At 68.7% G+C, this 16,972-nt stretch carries 21 protein-coding genes; 8 read left to right on the forward strand and 13 right to left on the reverse strand.

The features are described 5' to 3' along the window. Positions 1-7 precede the first annotated feature (7 nt). The 6 genes from OPU70_RS05430 to OPU70_RS05455 form a co-directional block, all read right to left on the reverse strand. Positions 8-859 (reverse strand): sugar phosphate isomerase/epimerase family protein, encoded by an 852-nt coding sequence (locus tag OPU70_RS05430; RefSeq protein WP_498557293.1) that lies wholly within the window; start codon positions 857-859, stop codon positions 8-10. Positions 860-941: 82 nt separating this feature from the next. Beyond that, entirely contained in the window at positions 942-2,138 is a 1,197-nt protein-coding gene (locus OPU70_RS05435) for a substrate-binding domain-containing protein (protein ID WP_376708820.1), read from the reverse strand. Between the two features lie 14 nt (positions 2,139-2,152). Next, a complete protein-coding gene (locus OPU70_RS05440) occupies positions 2,153-3,211 on the reverse strand; it encodes an ABC transporter permease (RefSeq protein WP_498557294.1) in 1,059 nt (352 codons plus the stop codon). Further along, the gene (locus tag OPU70_RS05445; protein ID WP_475434735.1) at positions 3,208-4,290 is read right to left on the reverse strand and encodes an ABC transporter permease; all 1,083 of its coding nucleotides are present in this window, start codon (positions 4,288-4,290) and stop codon (positions 3,208-3,210) included. Before OPU70_RS05445 ends, OPU70_RS05440 begins: the two co-directional genes overlap by 4 nt. Continuing rightward, positions 4,287-5,795 carry a sugar ABC transporter ATP-binding protein gene (locus tag OPU70_RS05450; protein WP_498557295.1) on the reverse strand — a complete coding sequence of 503 codons (1,509 nt, stop codon included), beginning with the start codon at positions 5,793-5,795 and terminating at the stop codon, positions 4,287-4,289. Before OPU70_RS05450 ends, OPU70_RS05445 begins: the two co-directional genes overlap by 4 nt. Continuing rightward, the gene (locus tag OPU70_RS05455) at positions 5,792-6,901 is read right to left on the reverse strand and encodes a Gfo/Idh/MocA family protein (RefSeq protein WP_498557296.1); all 1,110 of its coding nucleotides are present in this window, start codon (positions 6,899-6,901) and stop codon (positions 5,792-5,794) included. The genes OPU70_RS05450 and OPU70_RS05455 overlap by 4 nt, the downstream gene beginning before the upstream one ends. Positions 6,902-7,014: 113 nt before the next feature. Between OPU70_RS05455 and OPU70_RS05460 the strand changes: the two genes are divergently transcribed. Next, positions 7,015-8,211: an ROK family protein gene (locus tag OPU70_RS05460; protein ID WP_498557297.1), complete on the forward strand. Its 1,197-nt coding sequence runs from the start codon at positions 7,015-7,017 to the stop codon at positions 8,209-8,211. Between the two features lie 29 nt (positions 8,212-8,240). Here OPU70_RS05460 and OPU70_RS05465 read toward each other — a convergent pair whose 3' ends face one another. Then, positions 8,241-9,380: a Gfo/Idh/MocA family protein gene (locus OPU70_RS05465; RefSeq protein WP_498557298.1), complete on the reverse strand. Its 1,140-nt coding sequence runs from the start codon at positions 9,378-9,380 to the stop codon at positions 8,241-8,243. Further along, positions 9,380-10,186: a sugar phosphate isomerase/epimerase family protein gene (locus tag OPU70_RS05470; protein WP_042537313.1), complete on the reverse strand. Its 807-nt coding sequence runs from the start codon at positions 10,184-10,186 to the stop codon at positions 9,380-9,382. Before OPU70_RS05470 ends, OPU70_RS05465 begins: the two co-directional genes overlap by 1 nt. A gap of 110 nt (positions 10,187-10,296) precedes the next feature. Between OPU70_RS05470 and OPU70_RS05475 the strand changes: the two genes are divergently transcribed. Genes OPU70_RS05475 through OPU70_RS05485 form a run of 3 tightly spaced genes read left to right on the forward strand, consistent with a single transcriptional unit; the run spans position 10,297 to position 12,530 of the window. Further along, complete coding sequence (locus OPU70_RS05475) at positions 10,297-10,908, forward strand: TetR/AcrR family transcriptional regulator (RefSeq protein ID WP_498557299.1); 612 nt, start codon at positions 10,297-10,299, stop codon at positions 10,906-10,908. A 9-nt stretch (positions 10,909-10,917) separates the two neighbouring features. Continuing rightward, positions 10,918-11,547 carry a DUF4166 domain-containing protein gene (locus tag OPU70_RS05480; protein WP_498557300.1) on the forward strand — a complete coding sequence of 210 codons (630 nt, stop codon included), beginning with the start codon at positions 10,918-10,920 and terminating at the stop codon, positions 11,545-11,547. Beyond that, the gene (locus OPU70_RS05485; RefSeq protein ID WP_498557301.1) at positions 11,544-12,530 is read left to right on the forward strand and encodes an epimerase; all 987 of its coding nucleotides are present in this window, start codon (positions 11,544-11,546) and stop codon (positions 12,528-12,530) included. Before OPU70_RS05480 ends, OPU70_RS05485 begins: the two co-directional genes overlap by 4 nt. Here the strand turns inward: OPU70_RS05485 and OPU70_RS05490 are convergent. From OPU70_RS05490 to OPU70_RS05500, 3 genes are read right to left on the reverse strand one after another with little or no spacing between them, the layout of a single operon-like run. Continuing rightward, positions 12,527-12,934, reverse strand: a complete 408-nt coding sequence (locus OPU70_RS05490; protein WP_042537307.1) for a PLD nuclease N-terminal domain-containing protein — start codon at positions 12,932-12,934, stop codon at positions 12,527-12,529. The genes OPU70_RS05485 and OPU70_RS05490 overlap by 4 nt on opposite strands. Positions 12,935-12,972: 38 nt before the next feature. Continuing rightward, positions 12,973-13,902, reverse strand: a complete 930-nt coding sequence (locus tag OPU70_RS05495; protein WP_498557302.1) for an aldo/keto reductase — start codon at positions 13,900-13,902, stop codon at positions 12,973-12,975. Between the two features lie 9 nt (positions 13,903-13,911). Further along, a complete protein-coding gene (locus OPU70_RS05500) occupies positions 13,912-14,130 on the reverse strand; it encodes a helix-turn-helix domain-containing protein (protein ID WP_042537305.1) in 219 nt (72 codons plus the stop codon). A 94-nt stretch (positions 14,131-14,224) separates the two neighbouring features. On the opposite strand from OPU70_RS05500, the gene OPU70_RS05505 reads away from it, so the two are divergent. Genes OPU70_RS05505 through OPU70_RS05515 form a run of 3 tightly spaced genes read left to right on the forward strand, consistent with a single transcriptional unit; the run spans position 14,225 to position 15,702 of the window. Continuing rightward, positions 14,225-14,602, forward strand: a complete 378-nt coding sequence (locus tag OPU70_RS05505) for a helix-turn-helix domain-containing protein (RefSeq protein WP_228385547.1) — start codon at positions 14,225-14,227, stop codon at positions 14,600-14,602. Positions 14,603-14,623: 21 nt separating this feature from the next. Next, complete coding sequence (locus tag OPU70_RS05510; protein WP_498557303.1) at positions 14,624-15,091, forward strand: ImmA/IrrE family metallo-endopeptidase; 468 nt, start codon at positions 14,624-14,626, stop codon at positions 15,089-15,091. Between the two features lie 8 nt (positions 15,092-15,099). Next, positions 15,100-15,702: a GNAT family N-acetyltransferase gene (locus tag OPU70_RS05515; RefSeq protein ID WP_042537304.1), complete on the forward strand. Its 603-nt coding sequence runs from the start codon at positions 15,100-15,102 to the stop codon at positions 15,700-15,702. Here the strand turns inward: OPU70_RS05515 and OPU70_RS05520 are convergent, their stop codons facing one another. Next, positions 15,703-15,906: a hypothetical protein gene (locus OPU70_RS05520; protein WP_042537303.1), complete on the reverse strand. Its 204-nt coding sequence runs from the start codon at positions 15,904-15,906 to the stop codon at positions 15,703-15,705. It abuts the gene before it with no gap. A 105-nt stretch (positions 15,907-16,011) separates the two neighbouring features. Here OPU70_RS05520 and OPU70_RS05525 point away from each other — a divergent pair, with 105 nt between their 5' ends. Further along, a complete protein-coding gene (locus OPU70_RS05525; RefSeq protein WP_042537302.1) occupies positions 16,012-16,623 on the forward strand; it encodes a flavodoxin family protein in 612 nt (203 codons plus the stop codon). 1 nt (position 16,624) lies between these two features. On the opposite strand, the gene OPU70_RS05530 is transcribed toward OPU70_RS05525, so the two are convergent. Next, on the reverse strand, positions 16,625-16,957 hold the full coding sequence (locus tag OPU70_RS05530) for a DUF7882 family protein (protein WP_042537301.1): 333 nt from the start codon (positions 16,955-16,957) through the stop codon (positions 16,625-16,627). Positions 16,958-16,972 lie beyond the last annotated feature (15 nt).

A 16,972-nucleotide genomic window follows, 5' to 3' on the forward strand; every position in this document is an offset into this window, starting at 1 on the left:
TGACGGTTCAGGCGCCGAGCACTCTCAGCGCCTGGATGCTGCGTGCGGCGAGTTCGTCCTGACTCTCCGCGAGTGGTCGCCACACGGACGCGGCGACCGCGATCGTCGCGTTCTCACCCGTGAAGCTCTCGAGCCCGAGCGGACCCCGATACCCCGCGTCGTCGAGGGCTCGCAGGATCTCCGGCCAATCGGTGTGATCGTCGCCGACCGCTCCCCGATCGCTGCCGCACACCTGCACGTGGGCGATCGCCGACCCCGCCGCACGGATGGCCTGCGTCGGCTTCTTCTCCTCGATGTTCAGGTGATAGGTGTCGAGAGCGAGCCCCACGCCCGCACCGAGCAGCGGCGCGAGCGCGTCGAGGCTCTGCTCGACGGTGTTGAGCACGCTGGTCTCATAGCGGTTGAGCGGCTCGATGGCGAGGGTGACCCCGGCATCGGCGGCATCCGACGCCAGCGGTTCGAGGCTCTCGCGCAGCTCCCGCACCATCTGGGCGCGTTCATCCGCCGACATCCGCCAGGTCGCGCCCGTGGGTGCGTAGAAGGGGCCGGCGACCACGGCGGAGCCGAGCGTCGCCGCTGCGGCGATGCACGATCGCAGGTAGTCCTGGGTCGCGCCGACGTCGCCCGCCTGCGCGAGCAGCGAGCGCCCCGGCCCCATGGCTCCGATGACGATGGCGCCGAGGCCGAGATCGTCGAGCACGTCGCGGGATCGCGCCGGATCCCAGTCCCCGATGCTCTCGAGCGGCAGTTCGAGCGCCTGATACCCCATGGCGGCGGCCCTGCGCGCGAGCGGTCCGAGCGTCGCGTCGGTGAGCGGAGACGTCCACACCCACGTGTTGACGGCGATCGTGCGAGGCATCCTGCTCCTTCGGGGATGACGCGAGTGCTCCCACCCTCCCATCCGCGGGACGCGGAGGGAAGGGCGGGAGCATCACAGAGGGTTACGGGATCTGACGTTCCTGCCACACCGTCGGGTAGCCGGGGAGGTTCTCCCCGCCGAACTTCGCGTAGTGCCCGTCAGGCATGCCCTCGTTGGCGGCGAGGTAGTCGTCGAGCTCTCCCTCGGTGATCGGCTTCTGCGGCAGCACCCACTCCTTCGGCACCTCTTCACCCGCGAAGATCATCTGCGCGGCGAGCAGGGGCGTGCGCCACTGGAAGTTCGAGTAGACCGGTGCGAGACCGGTGAGACCCGTGTCCTTCCACTTGCGGAGGAAGCTCATCTCGTCTTCACCGGTCATCACCGGGTAATCGGCGCCGGCGTCCTCGAAGGCCTCGATCGCGGCGACAGCGCCGTCACCGGCATCCATCCAGACGCCCTGGACATCGCCCTTGGCGAGCTCGTCGCTGATGATGCTCTTGATCTCTGCCGGGTCCGCGCCTGTGAAGTAGTCCACCGCCTCGATACCCGCCTCGTCGAAGAGCTTCTCCGCCGCGGCCCACCGGTGCTCGAGCACGTCGACGCCGGGGAGGATGCGGAGCGCCACGACCTTGTCGCCCTCTTCGAGGTTGTCGATGAGGAACTCGGCGGTGTCGATGCCCCACGCGAATCCGCCGATCGGGTGGATGAACGTGACGGGGCAGTCGGTGTCGACGCCGCGGTCGAACACGATCACCGGCTTGCCGGTCTCGCATGCCCGCTCGACCGCCGGGGTCATCGCCGCGGTGCTGTTGGGCGAGATGAGGAAGACGTCGCAGTCGCCCTCCGAGATGAAGTAGTCGATGTCGGCGATCTGCGTGTCATCGGAGTCCTGCGCGTCGCGGGTCTCCATCTCGCTGATCGCGCCGGCCTCCTGCAGAGACTTCAGCTGCTCGTTCATCGTGATCCAGCCCGTCTGCCGCCACGGGTTCGAGATCGAGGCGTTCGCGAAGCAGGCCTTCTTGGCCCCTTCGCTCGCGAACTCCGAGGTGTCGACCATCTCGGCGTTGATGTGCTGGAGGTACGGCTCGTCCGCCGGGCCCTGGGGCTCGACACCCCGCTCCTCCATCTGCTTGTCGAAGAGCTCCTGGTCGAACCACTCGGTGGTCTCCGCCGACTCCTCCGGGTTCTCCGACTCCGCCGGCGCCACGGACGGGTCTGTCGTACACCCGGCGAGCGCGATGAGGCCGAAGAGAGCCACCCCCGCGGTGGCGATCTTCATTGATCGTCGCATTGCTAATCTCCTCTGGTTTCTGTGTGGATGGTGCTGGTTGTTGCGGGTTCTGCGGTCTGTGCGGGTTCTGCGGTCGAGAGATCGACAGAGGTCTGCGGGCCTCGCTTGCGCCGTGCGCGGAAGGCCACGGCGGAGTATGCGACGGCGGCGATGATGATGATGCCCTGCACGGCGTCTCGCAGCGTCGACGGGGCACCGGCGATGTTCAGCAGCATGAAGAGGGCCTCGAGAGCGAAGGCACCGGCAGCCGCCGCGACGATCCAGCCTCGACCGCCGCCCAGAACGACGCCACCGAGGACGACGGCCGTGATCGCGACGAATTCGTAGCCGCGGCCGACCGAGGGGTGCACCCCGGCGTATCCCACGAGCAGCACGGCCGAGAGCGTCGCCGACAGCGACGAGATCACGAAGGCGCGGGCGGTGACCCAGGCGCTGCGCGCACCGGCGAAGTCGACCGCCGTGGCGTTGTCGCCCACCGCGATGAGCAGCTTGCCGAGCGGGCGCTTGGTGATCCAGATGCCGAGGGCGAGCCAGCCGATGAGGATGAACACCGCCCACGGGATGAACTCGAGCAGCGGCACATCGCGGATGCCGCCGCGGCCGATCTCGCGGAAGCTGTCTGCCGGGTTTCCCGTGGCCGCTCCGCCCGTCCACCACATGACGCCGCCGAGAAGGGCGAGCATCATGCCGAGCGTGACGATGAAGGAGGGCACCTTGAGCAGCGTCGTGATGACCCCGTTGACGAGTCCGACGACCACTCCGAAGACGATCATGAGCAGCAGCACGGGAATCGTGCGCGAGTCGTCCTGCCCGACGAGGTTGCCGGCGATGATCACCTGGGCCGTGATCAGCGAGCCCTGCGACAGGTCAAACTCGCCCGCGATGATGACGAAGTACTGACCGATGGCGACGATCGCGATCGGGGCGACGCGCTGGATGAACCTCATGACCTGGCCCGGCTCGGCGAAGCTCGGGTTGAGGATCATGACCGCCACGAGCAGGATCACGAGCAGCAGGAACACCGCGCCCCGAGGGCTCACGAGTGTGCGCAGCGCGTTCATGCGCGTCCTCCTTCCGCCACGGGGTTCGTATCGGCGAGCTCCGATGCGGCGGCCGCCATCTCGGACTCGGCCGCCTTCGCGGCGTCGTCTCCCCCGGTTCTCGTGCCGCCTGCTCCGAAGCGCGGGCGGCGGCTGACGATCGAGCGCCGGCTGTAGACCGCCACCGCGGCGACGATCACGACGCCGCGGACGACGTCCTTCAGGAACGGGTTGACCTGCATGACGCTCATGACGTTGTCAACGACCGCGAGGATCGCGACGCCGCCGATCGCACCCCAGATCGAGCCGCGTCCGCCCAGCAGCAGCGTGCCGCCGAGCACGACCGCGGCTATCGACAGCAGCGCGTAGCCGCCCTGCTGGCCGACGGTGGGGCTGCCGACGCCGAGACGGCTGGCGAGCAGCAGACCGGCGAGCCCTGCGAACACCGAGCACAGCACGTGCGCGGCGATCAGCGGCGGCTTGGTGCGCACCCCGGACAGGCGGGCGATCTCCGGGTCGCCGCCGACCGCGTAGAGGTGGGCGCCGGTGCGGGTGCGGTTGAGCAGGAACCAGACGAGCACGGCGAGCGCGATCATGATGATCGTCGAGACGGGAACGGGCCCGACGCCGGTGGCGCCGATGAGCTGGAACTCCCAGGGCACGCTGCCTGCCGAGCCCTCGAAGTTGGTGTTGAGGATGCCCTGCAGAATGAGCCCCACGCCGAGGGTGGCGATGAAGCCGTTGACCTTGAGCACGGTGACGATCAGGCCGTTGACCAGGCCGATGCCTGCGCAGACGAGCAGGGTGAGGGCGACGGCCGCCGGCACGTTCGAGGGGTTCCCGTTCATGATCGTCGCAGCCAGCAGGCTCGAGAGACTCACGACGTAGGTCACCGACAGATCGAGCGATGCTCCGAGCACCACCAGGGTCTGGCCGATCGCGACGAGTCCGAGCACGCTCATGCCGGTGAGGATGTCGCGGATGTTCCCGGGGCTGAAGAAGTTGCGTCCCACGGTGCCGACGAGGATGGCGCCGACGATGAGGGTCAGGATCAGGATGCCGAGGACGATGACCGTCGAGTCGATCCGAAGCCGCTTCATCGTGCACCTCCGTCGATGGTGGCGCCCGTGGCCGCACCGAGGATCTCATGCTCGGCCGACCCTGCGGGCAGCTCGGCGACGAGCTCGCCGTCGTGCATCACGAGGATCCGATCGCTCATGCCGATCACCTCGGGCAGCTCGCTCGACACCATCAGCACCGCCTTGCCCTGAGCCGCCAGCTCGCGCATGAGCTGGTACACGGCGTACTTCGCACCGACGTCGATGCCGCGGGTCGGCTCGTCGAAGAGCACGATCTGCGGCTGGGTGAGCAGCCACTTGGCGAGGACGACCTTCTGCTGGTTGCCGCCGGAGAGGAACCGCACCTCCTGGTCGACGCCCCTCGAGCTGATCTCCAGGGAGCTGAGCACTCCGGGCACCTCCCGCCTGGACGAGGCGGTGCGAGCAGCGAAGACGCTGCGGGTCACGAGCAGGGCGTTGTCGAGCACCGACTGCCCCAGCGCGAGCCCCTGGGCCTTGCGGTCCTCCGAGACGAGCGCGAACCCGGCGCGCACTGCCGCCCTGGCGCTCGTGATGCGCGCCGGTGAGCCGTCGACCCGCATCGAGCCCCGCACGAACGGGTCGATCCCGAAGATGCCTTCGACCAGTTCGGTGCGCCCGGAGCCCTGGAGTCCCGCGAGTCCGACGATCTCCCCCGCGCGCAGGGTCAGCGACACCCCGTCGACGAAGGCGTTGCCGCAGCCGTCGAGCTCGAGACGCGGCTCCCCCACGACCGTGCCCGCCACGGCATCCGGGTAGTACGACTGGATCGAGCGGCCGACCATGCGGCGCACGAGCTCGTCGGTCGTCAGCGCGCCCGTCTCGTCGGTCGACACGAGAGCGCCGTCCTTGAGGATCGTGATGCGGTCGCACAGGTCGAAGATCTCCTTCAGCCGGTGCGAGACGTAGATCACCGCCACCCCGCGCGAGGTGAGCCGACGGATGATTGCGTAGAGCAGCTCGACCTCGCGATCGCTGAGTGCGGCGGTCGGCTCATCCATCGAGATGACCTGCGCCTCGAACGAGAGCGCCTTGACGATCTCGACGATCTGCTGCTCCGCGACCGTCAGCGACCCGACCCGCGCCTGGGGGTCGATGAACGAGACACCGAGATCGGCGAGCAGCTCGCCGGTGCGGCGGACCATCGCCTTCTGATCCACGAACCCGGCACGGCGCGGCTCGCGTCCGAGGTAGACGTTCTGCGCGACCGTGCGCTCGGGCAGCAGGGTGAACTCCTGGAAGACGGTCACGATGCCGTCGTCCATCGCCTGTCGAGGGTGCGCGTACCGCACCTCTCCGCCGCGGTACCGCACGACGCCGTCGTCGGCGGGTTGCACCCCGGCGATGATCTTCATGAGAGTCGACTTGCCTGCACCGTTCTCGCCGACGAGGCCGTGCACCTCGCCCGGACGCACGTCGAAGTCGATGCCCTTCAGCACCTCGACGCCGAAGAACGACTTGCGGATGCCCGACACCTCGAGCACCGGCTGGGTGATCGTCGCGGTCATGCCGCCACCTCCGTCCATCGTCCGTCAGCGGCCGCGGAGGCGAGGACCGCCTCGGTCAGCACGGCCGAGCGGAACCCGTCTTCGAACGTCGGCAGTCCCTCGGGCTTCGCACCGCCGATCGCCGCGTACACGTCGGCGATGAAGCCGTTGAAGGCATCCTGGTAGCCCATCGCGTGCCCCGAGGGCACCCGCTGCAGGCGGGCCGAGTCGGGCGCGGCCGTGGCGGGATCGCGCAGCAGCAGTCGGGACTCGTCGCGCATGCCGATCCACAGCTCCTCCGGCCGCTCCTGCTCGAAGCGGAGTGTCTGCCTGGATCCGTGCAGCTCGAGCGTCAGAGCGTTCTTGCGTCCGGCCGCCATCTGCGAGATGAGCAGCGTGCCGAGGGCACCGGACTCCGTCTCGACGAGGATCGCGACGATGTCCTCGGTGTCGACCGCCTGGCCCGCTCGCTCGTCGAACACCCTGCGGGTGCGCGCGCTCAGCGCGCTGATGCGCTGGCCGATCACGAACTCGATGAGGTCGCACAGATGCGAACCGATGTCGGCGAACGCCCGGGACGACCCGCCGGATGCCGAGCGCACCCGCCAGTCGTCGTCGGTGGGATGCAGCATCCAGTCCTGCAGATACGAGCAGTCGAGCGTGAGGAGCTCGCCGATGTCTCCCCTGGCGACGCGGGCACGCGCCTCGCGCACCATCGGGTGGTAGCGGTAGACGAAGGGAACCGCGCCGACCCGCCCTCGCGACGCCGCGGTCTCGGCGAGCCTGCGGGCGTCTGCGGCGTTCGTGGCCAGGGGCTTCTCGCAGATGACGTGCTTGCCGGACTCGAGCGCTCGGAGTGCCAGTGCGGCGTGTGTGGCGTTGGGGGTGCAGATGTGCACGACGTCGATGTCGTCGGCGTCGAGGAGCGCGGCGGCATCGATCTCGGCGCGCGCGGCACCCAGTTCGTCTGCGGCCAGTCGTCCGCCCGAGGCGGAGCGGGTGGCGACGGCGCGGAGCTCGCCGCCCGCGTCCCTGGCCGCGGTGCGATGCACGCGTGCCATGAATCCCCCGCCGAGGATGCCGGCTCGGATCGTCCCGAGACCGGTGTCAGTGACATCCGTTGTCATGCGGGTGAGTCTGACACAGGCGCTCCGACTTTTGCTAGACCTCTGTCAAAAGTTCTTTGTAACGAATCGGAAGTCGATCGAGCCCTGTTCCAAGTCTGTGGTTTACTGACGCAATGGTCGACGCACTCCGCACCGCCGCGGCAGCGAACCCCGGCGCCGGCGAGATCTTCCAGATCCTTCGCGACGGCACCGCTCGCACCAAGGCCGAGCTCGCAGCCATCACCGGCCTCGCCCGGTCGACCGTCGCGCTGCGCGTCGACGCCCTGCTCGCCGCGGACCTCCTTCGTCCGGCGGGCGAGGCCGTCTCGACCGGCGGGCGTCCGCCGGCGCGGCTGGCCTTCAATTCCCGCGCCGGAGTCGTGCTCGCCGTCGACCTCGGCGCCACCCATGCCACGATCGCCGTCGCGGATCTCGCCGGCGTGATCCTCGATTCGCGCACACGCACGATCGACATCGCCGACGGACCGGACGATCTGCTCGACGTGATCCTCGCCGACGGGGCGACCCTGCTCGAGACTCCGGCGGCCGTGGGGATCCCGCTGCTCGGCATCGGGATCGGAGTGCCCGGACCCGTCGAGCACTCGACGGGTCGGCCGACCAACCCTCCGATCATGCCCGGCTGGGACCGCTTCGACGTCCCCGGCTACGTGCAGCGCACGTTCGACGTGCCTGTGCTGGTCGACAACGACGTGAACATCCTCGCCCTCGGCGAGCACGCGACGATGTGGCCGCACGTCGACGACCTGATCTTCGTGAAGGTCTCGACCGGCATCGGAGCCGGCATCATCGCCGGCGGGCAGCTGCAACGGGGGGCGCAGGGCTCAGCCGGCGACATGGGGCATGTCCAGGTGCCGAGAGTGGCCGGGTCCACCAGGGAGCCCGGCGACGAGCGCGACCTCGAGGCGCTCGCGAGCGGGTCGGCCCTCGCGACGGCGCTGCGCGGCGCGGGGCACGAGGCGCACAGCCCGGCCGATGTGATCGAGCTGGTGCGCTCCGGCAATGCCGCAGCCATCGAGGCGACACGGCAGGCGGGACGCGATGTGGGCGAGGTCCTGGCGACGGTGGTCAATCTGCTCAATCCGTCGATCATCGTGCTCGGCGGCAGCATCGCCAGGGCCGGCGAGCACCTGCTCGCCGGGGTGCGCGAGGTCGTCTACAGACGGTCCATCCCGCTGGCGACCCAGCATCTGGCCATCGTGCAGTCGCAGGCGGGCGACAGGGCCGCCGTGCTCGGGGCCGCGATCATGGTCGCCCGCGAGGTGCTCTCACCCGCGAGCGTCGACCGCTATGTGGTGACGAAGGCGCGCTGACCGCGCCCTCGTCACCACATCGGCCGATCTCAGAGCGTCGCCTCGAACGGGTCGAAGTCGGCGTCGAGTGAGCCGACCTCGTCGATCGTGCTCGCGACCTGCACGAAGCTGCGCGACTCGGCAGCCTCTTCGATCGACAGCAGGGTGTCGAGCACGTGGTAGCCGAACTCACCGGTAGCGACATGCGGGCGGTCGGCGGCGATCGAACGCGCCATGTCGAGCAGACCGACGCCGCGACCCGAGAGCACGCCCTCCTGGACCACGTCGACGACCTCCTGCGTCATGGGCGCCGGCGGCACGAAGGCCTGCGTCAGCGGCCGGGTGATGGTGATCTCGCCTCCGAAGGTGTTCGGGTCGGGGATTACGATCGTCCCCTCGGTGCCCGTGATCTCGACGATGCCCGTGCGCAGCAGCGGCGAGTCGGTGCTGTACAGGCTCTGCGCCTGTCCACCCTGCTCGAAGTCCATCAGCACGCTCAGCGTCGACGGGATCTCGACGGGGAACTCCTGACCGGCGAGCTCGCCGACCTGCACGGTGCGGGTCGGGCTGCCCTGGAGACCGAGCGCGGCGACAGCGGCGACCGGTCCGAACACGTGCACGAGAGCCGAGACGTAGTACGGCCCCATGTCGAGCAGCGGCCCCGCGCCCTTGGCGTACAGGAACGCGGGGTTCGGGTGGAAGATCTCCGGCCCCTGCCATTGGAACGTGGTCTGGGCGAACAGCGGACGACCGATGTCGCCCCGGGCGATGGCGCGCTTCGCCGTCTGCACACCCGGCCCGAGCACTGTGTCGGGCGCGACGCCGACGCGCAGCCCCGCGGCATCCGCCTTCTGCAGCAGGCGCAGCGACTCGTCGCGGCTGACGCCGATCGGCTTCTCGGTCCACACGTGCTTGCCTGCGGCGAGGATCGCCTCGGACACCTCGACATGCACCGCGGGGATCGTCAGGTTCACCACGATGTCGATCGCGGGGTCGTTCAGCACGAGCTCGACGCCGCCCGCCCGCGGGACGCCGTACTTCTCGGCCTGCGCCTTCGCGCGCTCCTCGAGCAGGTCGCCGATGGCGAGCACCCTCACGTCGGGGAACGTGGTCAGGTTCGACAGGTACTGGTCGCTGATGTTGCCCGCGCCGATGATTCCGACGCCGACGGGCCCGTTGCCGATCGCCATCAGCCGGCCACCTTCTCGTCGAGGTAGACGCGGCTGCGCTCGATGGCGTCCCAGAGGTCACCGTCGAAGTGGTCGAACTCCACGATCGCGAGCTCGAGTGCCGGGGCCGCGGCGATGGCCTCGACCAGCGGGACCACGCCTTCTCCTGCCGCGACCTGGTCGGCGGGCGGGTAGGCGCTCAGCAGCGAGGGATCGAGCGTGCCGTCCTTGGCGTGCACGGCGATGACCCGGTCGCCCAGACGCTGCAGAAGTGCGACCGGGTCGACGCCGCCGCGGGCGACCCAGTACAGGTCGACCTCGAGCACGACGCGCTCGTCGAGCAGGCCCGCGAGCACCTCGAGTCCGGTGACTCCGTCGAAGACGGCCTCGAGTTCGTGGGCGTGGTTGTGATAGCCGACGCGCACGTCGACGGTGGCACCCACGGCGGCCGCCTCGTTGAGCAGACGTGCGGTCTCCTCGATCTGCTCGACCGTCTCCCAGCGCGCGGGCTCGGTGTACGGGTCGATGACCGTGTCCATGCCGAGCACCTTCGCGGCGGCGAACACCTCAGCGGGCGAGGGCACGGGAAGCGTGGTGCCGCTGCCGTCCGGGTTCACGAACGACTCGGAGGCGAGGAACGCGTGACCCGAGGGCGCGGTGAGACCCGCGTCGGCCAGCGCATCGGCGAGCGGCTGCGCACGGCGCACGAAGTCATAGGGCTCGACGGCCGTGAAGCCTCGCGCGGCGACCTCTTTCAGTGAGCCCTCGAGGTCGGTCTCGAGCTGATCCTTGATCGTGAACAGCTGGATGGAAGTCTGAATCGCCACGGGGTCTCCTTCGGTCGTCGGTGACGTGCGGGCCGTCTTCGCCCGTCTGTCCGAGCACGCTATCACCAAATACCTCCGCGCGGAAGTTTTCATGTCGTTACACTCTCACCATGACCGACGATCAGGATCGCCCACGGCAACGCGGTGCGTATGCGAAGGGCATCGCCCGTCGCCAGGAGATCCTCGATCGCGCCATCGAGGTCTTCGCCGAGCGCGGGGCCGACCGCACGAGCCTGCGCTCCATCGCGAGCGCCGTCGGCGTCACCCACTCAGCCCTCACGCACTACTTCGGGTCGCTCGAAGAGCTGCTCGTCGCGGTCTACCAGGAGAGCACGGCACCAGAGCGCCAGCATCCCGACGCTTTTCAGCCGGATGCGACCCCCGTCGAGCGGATGATCGAGTCCGCGCGCACCAACCGCGAGGTCCCCGGTCTCGTGCAGCTGTATTCGATGCTGGTCGCCGCCGCTCTCGAAGAAGGGCACCCGGCCGCCCGCGAGTTCGCGACGACCCGATTCGCGCGGTTGCGAGCGGACATGGCCGCGGTCGTGCGGGAGCAGCAGAGCACCGGACGCATGCGGGAGGAGGTGGATGCCGAGGCCGTCGCCGCCCTGGTGGTCGCCGCCTCCGACGGCCTGCAGACGCAGTGGCTGCTCGATGACACCGCCCCGCAGCACGAGGCGCTCGCGCTGCTCGACCGGCTGCTGCGGCCGACCGCTCGATAGGGTGAAGGCGTGACAGCACCAGGCACGGATCGACGTTCGCCCTACGAGCGCGCGCTCGGCGACCGCATCTCGGAACTCCACCCGAAGACCGCCTGGTACTTCCGCACGATCCCCGAAGGCCACGTCGGTGTCGGCACCGGGGTCTTCACGACCGCGGGATCCCGTCACCGCTGGCTCTGGCCCGTGTTCCGCATCGCGGAGTCTCTCGGAGTCGCGTTCGCCGGGTGGGAGCACGACGTGCCGTTCCGCATCGAGAACCGCACGGTCGCGGGCGAGGCCCTGGCGGTGAGGCACTTCGACCTTCCGGGGCGCACGTGGGTCATGCCCGACATCGTCTCGCTCGGCGCGAACCGCATCCTGCGCAACGAGATCGGCCCTCATCGCACGGTCGTCACGACCTTCGACATCGACGTGCGCGACGGCGCGGTCGTGCTGACCATCCGCCGCGTCGGGATGCGTTTCGGGCGGCTGCGCATCGCGGCCCCGTCTTTCCTTCGTCCGCGCATCGGCCTCGTCGAGCGCTGGGACGAGCAGCGTGAACGGCACCACGTGAACATGACCATCGATGCCCCTCTGCTCGGTCGCGTCTACGAGTACACCGGATTCTTCGAGTACGCGATCGAGAGCGAGACTCCGTGACAGATCCGACACCCCTCGCGTCAGGCCCCGTCGTGATCGGCGGCTCGACCGGTTTCATGGGGCAGTACCTGATCCCGCACCTGCAGTCAGCCGGGCGGGAGGTCATCACGATCTCGCGCTCGGGCGCCGACATCTCCTGGGGCGACCAGGCGGCGATCGATCGAGCCGTCGACGGCGCATCGCTCGTGATCGGCCTGGCGGGCAAGAGCGTGAACTGCCGCTACACGCCCGAGAACCGCGCGGCGATCTTCCGTTCGCGTCTCGACACCACCTCGTCGCTGAGCTCCGCGATCGCAAGAGCCGCGAGTCCTCCCCCGCTGTGGATCAACTCGTCGACGGCGACGATCTACCGCCATGCGGAGGAGCGACCGATGACCGAGTCGTCGGGCGAGATCGGATCAGGGTTCTCCGTCGAGGTCGCGAAGGCATGGGAGCGCGCCCTGTTCACCGACGATCTGCCGCACACGCGTCGGGTGGCCCTGCGCAGCGCGATCGTACTGGGCCACGGAGGCGTGCTCGGCCCGCTGAAGAACCTGGCACGACTCGGCCTCGGCGGGGCGCAGCACGACGGCCGGTGGCCGATCAGTCGCGCGCGCCGGGCCGCCGGCACCGCGCACCGCCCGGGAGCACGCCGCGGTCGGCAGCGGTTCAGCTGGGTGCACGTCGAGGACATCGCCCGCATCATCGACTTCCTCGAGGTCACGCCGACGCTCGATGGACCTGTGAACGCCGCCTCCCCGAATCCGACGGACAACGCCGACTTCATGGCGACCGTCCGGCGGGTGCTCGGAGTGCGCATCGGACCGCCGATGCCCCGGTGGATGCTCGAGCTCGGCGCCATCGCCATCCGCACCGAGACCGAGCTGATCCTCAAGAGCCGATGGGTGATCCCCGAGAAGCTCACGGTCGCCGGCTTCGAGTTCGCGTACCCGGACCTCGAAGACGCCCTGCGGGAGTCGTTCGATCTCGAGCGCGTCCGCTAGCGAGGCGCGTCAGTCGTCCCGCTCGACGAGTCACCGCCGCCCTCGCGCCTGCGCTTCTCGATCTCCTGACGCAGCCGCCACTCCTCGATCTCGCGATCGAGATCGGCGATCTGCTGCTCGGTGCTGCGGGCGTCGACGGGCGGTGTCGGGCGCGGTTCAGGTCGAGCAGCCGCAGGTCGAGCAGCCGGCCGCATGCGGGGGATCCGCGGGATCCGAAGACCGGCCTCGGAGTACTCCCTGCCGATCGCGAACCACAGCAGACTGCCGATGAGGGGCAGCAGGATCACGATGATGACCCACGCCATCTTCGGCAGGTACCTCACCTGCGCGTCGTCTCTCCGGATGATGTCGACCATCGCGCCGACCATCAGCGCGATGACGAGGAGCGAGAACAGGAACGGCATGCGTTCAGGGTAGACGACCGGGCCGCGTCTCGCCGCTGCTAGGGCAGCAGGTGACCGGCCGCGCGGAACAGCTCGTACCACTCGGCCCGGCTGAGCTCGATGTCGGCACCCGCTGCGGCATCCTGCACGCGCTGCGGAGTCGTGGTCCCGAGCACGACCTGCATCTTGGCGGGGTGACGCGTGATCCACGCCGTCGCGATCGCGATCGGTGCGACTCCGTACGACGCCGCCAGACGATCGATCACCCCGTTGAGCTCCGCGTACTCGGGGTTTCCGAGGAAGACGCCCGTGAAGAATCCGCCCTGGAACGGCGACCAGGCCTGGATCGTGATGCCGTTGATGCGGCAGTACTCGACGATGCCGCCACCGTCGCGGACGATGCTCTGGTCTTCGCCGGCCATGTTCGCGGCGACCGGCTGCGCGAGGATCGGCGCGTGCGTGATCGAGAGCTGCAGCTGGTTGGCGACCAGGGGCTGGGTGACGGCGGTGCGGAGCAGATCGATCTGTCGAGGGGTGTGGTTTGAGACGCCGAACGCGCGGACCTTGCCCGCGGCCTCGAGCTCGTCGAACGCCCTGGCCACCTCTTCGGGTTCGACCAGCGCATCCGGGCGATGCAGCAGCAGCACGTCGATGTGCTCGGTGCGCAGCGCCGCGAGCGACCCCTCGACCTGGCGGACGATGTGATCGTACGAGAAGTCGAACGTGCCCTCAGCGGGGTTGATGCCGCACTTGGTCTGCAGCACGATCTCGTCGCGCTCGGCGGCGCTCAGCCCCAGCGCCTCGGCGAAGCGGCCCTCACAGAAGTGCATGCTTCCGCCGTAGATGTCGGCGTGGTCGAAGAAGTCGATGCCCGCGCCGCGGGCCGTGTCGTAGAGTTCGCGGATCTGCGCGTCATCCTTGTCATCGATGCGCATCATTCCGGCGACGACGGCGGGGGCAGTGGCGGATCCGAACGGGATGGTCTTCATACCCCCACGCTAGTGCGGACGAGGGGTGAGCTGTGCGACTGCGATGCCGAGCGCCTGCGCGATCTCGGCCAGATCGGTGACGGTGAAGTCGACCTCGCCCGCGAGCTTCCGGCGCAGCTCGGTGCCGGTGATGCCCACGCGCGCCGAGAGCCACTGGCTGCTGCGCCCAGCCCGCAGCAGTTCCTCTTCCACCGCGTCAGCCACCACACGTCGCACATCTGTCGTCATTCATAGACAGTATCGCCGCAGGCGTAGCACATCAAGCATCGATGGCGCCAGTATGACGGCATCCTGGCTTCATCTCGGTGCTATCGTGACTCACGTGAAGACACCGGGTGAGCAGTTCAACGCGGCAGTCGGCCGCCAGCTCCGTGCCGAGATCGGCGCCGCAGGCAGCAGCATCGCCGCGATGGCACGCGAGATCGGCATCGCCAGGAGCGCGCTCGACAATTACGTCACGGGCAAGCGTTCCATCCCGGTCCCCATCGTGTACGCGGTCAGCGCATCGCTCGACATCGCGCCCCACATCATGATCACCCGTGCAGAAGAGCGGCTTCGCTCCGAGGTCGAGCGCGGCGGCGCCACCATCACCCCGCTCCACCCCCGCACCGATGTCCGTGGTCGACGCGAGGATCGATCCGAAGTCGCGTTCGAGTCTCCCCTCGCCCACGCCGACGACACCGACGATCTCTACGACTGACGACCTGCGACGAGGAGGACCATGGAGGCCCTCCTCCGCCTGCTCGAACAGAACGGGCTGCACCTCGTCGAACGCCGAGGTCGGTGCCACGGCGGCTACGAACCGCAGACGGCGACCATCCGCGTCTCCCCCGGACTCACCCGGAGAGCGACCAGCAGCGTGATCGCCCACGAGCTGGCGCACGCCGTGCTCGGCCACACTCCCACGGCAGACCCGTCGATCCGTGCGCGACAGGAGCGACGCGCCGACGAGTGGGCTGCGCGCCTGCTGATCAGCGCCGACGCCTATGCCGAGGCCGAGAAGGCGCGAGGCACCCACCCGGCCAGCCTCGCGTTCGAGCTGGGGGTGACGATCGAGATCGTGACCGCCTACCAGCGGCTGCTCCGCCGCGTCGGCGACGCCACGTACGTCGGCGCGAAGATGGGCCGAGGCCAGTGGGAGCACCGCACCCTGATCGCGGGATCCGCCACCGGGCGCCGCGCTGATTGAATGGCTGCATGACCTTCCGCACCACTCCGGCCCCGATCACGCTCACCGGACGCCTCGTCGAGCTCCGCCCGCTGGAGACCTCGCATCACGACGGACTCCTCGACGCGCTGCGCGAAGGCGATCTGTGGAAGCAGGCCTGGTACACCTCCGTGCCCTCTCCCGACGGACTCGCCGCCGAGATCGACCGTCGCATCGGTCTGATCGAGAGCGGCGGCATGATCCCCTTCACGGCGTTCGACGCCTCGGGGCGCATCCTCGGCCTCACCTCGTACTACGACCTCGAGGGTGACGTCCCACGGCTGCACATCGGGTACACCTGGAACCGCCCGTCGGCGCACGGAACGGGCACCAACGCCGAGTCGAAGCTGCTGCTGCTCCGGCACGCATTCGAAGAGCTCGGCGTCTTCCGGGTGGGCCTGACCACTCAGTGGGTCAACTTCCAGTCGCGCGCCGCGATCGAACGCCTGGGAGCGAAGCAGGACGGCGTCATGCGCGCGATGAGCCGGTACCGCAACGGCGCACTGCGCGACAGCGTCGAGTTCTCGATCATCGAACCGGAATGGCCCGCAGTGCGGGCCAACCTCGAGGCGAGGCTGGCCAGACGACGCTGATCACTCGGTGGCGTTGCCCGACCAGTTGTCCTTGCGACGAGTGGCCGAACCACCTGCACGCATCATGAATGCGAGCGACAGGCTGGTGATGAGAAGTCCACCGACGAAGACGATCGCCTGGAAGTCCTCGAGCGACTGCGCGAGCCCCATGAGCCAGATGCCTCCGAGGAAGAGGATCATGAAGAAGATGAAGCTGAGTATCACGGGATCTCCTGTCGTAGCGGCCGTCATCCAGGATACCGTCTAGCGCACACCTGCCAGCGACGGAACCCCCTGGGCTATCGGCGTCGACGATGATTTCGTGCAGGGATGACCGCACAACTGACTGCCCTCGCCATCTCCTGCACTCTCAAGCCCTCCCCCGCGGAATCGAGCACCGACCTTCTCGGTTCGCAGATCCTCTCAGCGCTCGCCGAGCACGGAGTGACCGGCGAGCTCGTGCGCGCCGTAGACCACGTCATCAGCCCCGGCGTCGAGGCCGACATGGGCGGAGACGACCAGTGGCCCACGTTGCGCGAGAAGGTTCATGCCGCCGACATCCTGGTTCTCCTGACGCCCACCTGGATGGGACAGCAGTCGAGTGTCGCCCAGCGGGTGCTCGAACGCCTCGACGCGGAGCTGAGCGAGACGGACGACGCAGGACGACCGATCCTCTTCGACAAGGTCGCGCTCGCCGGCATCGTCGGCAACGAGGACGGCGCACACCACATCGCCGCGATCCTGTTCCAGTCTCTGAACGACGTCGGATACTCCGTGCCTGCCCAGGCATCGGTCTACTGGAACGGGGAGGCGATGCAGACCGTCGACTACAAGGATCTCGACGAGACCCCCGAGAAGGTCGCCCAGGCGACGGCGACAGCCGCGCGCAACGCGGCGCGCCTGGCAGGCCTGCTCAAGGCGGACGGCTACCCGGCCGAGTAGGTCAGGACTTCGCCTTGCTCCCGTCGGCGATCTTCGCCTGCACGTAGTCGTCGATCACGAGTTCCCCGGTCGCGTTGAGCGCGTGCATGATCTCCTCGACGCGGGGCTTCTGGATGGCCTGGGGTTCCGCTGACGTGAAGAGGAACTGCAGGGGGATCGCCGGGTGGATCCATACCGTGACGCGCCCAGGATCGCCGCCCTCGGAAGGAAGCCAGGTCATCATGAAGCTCTCCTGGCGGCGGAGTTTCGTGCCGACGACGACCTTCAGATGAGCCAGTGTCTCGTCGTCGATGAGGATCGGCTCCGATGTGCCGTCATATCGCAGTCTTCCCATGAAGGAAACCGTACC

The organism is Microbacterium sp. SWDP-B6 (assembly GCF_059803615.1).

Excerpts from the sequence above, each read along its gene's own strand:
- OPU70_RS05430 (WP_498557293.1), bottom strand. The coding sequence starts at position 859 with ATGCCTCGCACGATCGCCGTCAACACGTGGGTGTGGACGTCTCCGCTC.
- OPU70_RS05435 (WP_376708820.1), bottom strand. The coding sequence starts at position 2,138 with ATGAAGATCGCCACCGCGGGGGTGGCTCTCTTCGGCCTCATCGCGCTC.
- OPU70_RS05440 (WP_498557294.1), bottom strand. The coding sequence starts at position 3,211 with ATGAACGCGCTGCGCACACTCGTGAGCCCTCGGGGCGCGGTGTTCCTG.
- OPU70_RS05445 (WP_475434735.1), bottom strand. The coding sequence starts at position 4,290 with ATGAAGCGGCTTCGGATCGACTCGACGGTCATCGTCCTCGGCATCCTG.
- OPU70_RS05450 (WP_498557295.1), bottom strand. The coding sequence starts at position 5,795 with ATGACCGCGACGATCACCCAGCCGGTGCTCGAGGTGTCGGGCATCCGC.
- OPU70_RS05455 (WP_498557296.1), bottom strand. The coding sequence starts at position 6,901 with ATGACAACGGATGTCACTGACACCGGTCTCGGGACGATCCGAGCCGGC.
- OPU70_RS05460 (WP_498557297.1), top strand. The coding sequence starts at position 7,015 with ATGGTCGACGCACTCCGCACCGCCGCGGCAGCGAACCCCGGCGCCGGC.
- OPU70_RS05465 (WP_498557298.1), bottom strand. The coding sequence starts at position 9,380 with ATGGCGATCGGCAACGGGCCCGTCGGCGTCGGAATCATCGGCGCGGGC.
- OPU70_RS05475 (WP_498557299.1), top strand. The coding sequence starts at position 10,297 with ATGACCGACGATCAGGATCGCCCACGGCAACGCGGTGCGTATGCGAAG.
- OPU70_RS05490 (WP_042537307.1), bottom strand. The coding sequence starts at position 12,934 with ATGCCGTTCCTGTTCTCGCTCCTCGTCATCGCGCTGATGGTCGGCGCG.
- OPU70_RS05495 (WP_498557302.1), bottom strand. The coding sequence starts at position 13,902 with ATGAAGACCATCCCGTTCGGATCCGCCACTGCCCCCGCCGTCGTCGCC.
- OPU70_RS05500 (WP_042537305.1), bottom strand. The coding sequence starts at position 14,130 with ATGACGACAGATGTGCGACGTGTGGTGGCTGACGCGGTGGAAGAGGAA.
- OPU70_RS05510 (WP_498557303.1), top strand. The coding sequence starts at position 14,624 with ATGGAGGCCCTCCTCCGCCTGCTCGAACAGAACGGGCTGCACCTCGTC.
- OPU70_RS05515 (WP_042537304.1), top strand. The coding sequence starts at position 15,100 with ATGACCTTCCGCACCACTCCGGCCCCGATCACGCTCACCGGACGCCTC.
- OPU70_RS05525 (WP_042537302.1), top strand. The coding sequence starts at position 16,012 with ATGACCGCACAACTGACTGCCCTCGCCATCTCCTGCACTCTCAAGCCC.
- OPU70_RS05530 (WP_042537301.1), bottom strand. The coding sequence starts at position 16,957 with ATGGGAAGACTGCGATATGACGGCACATCGGAGCCGATCCTCATCGAC.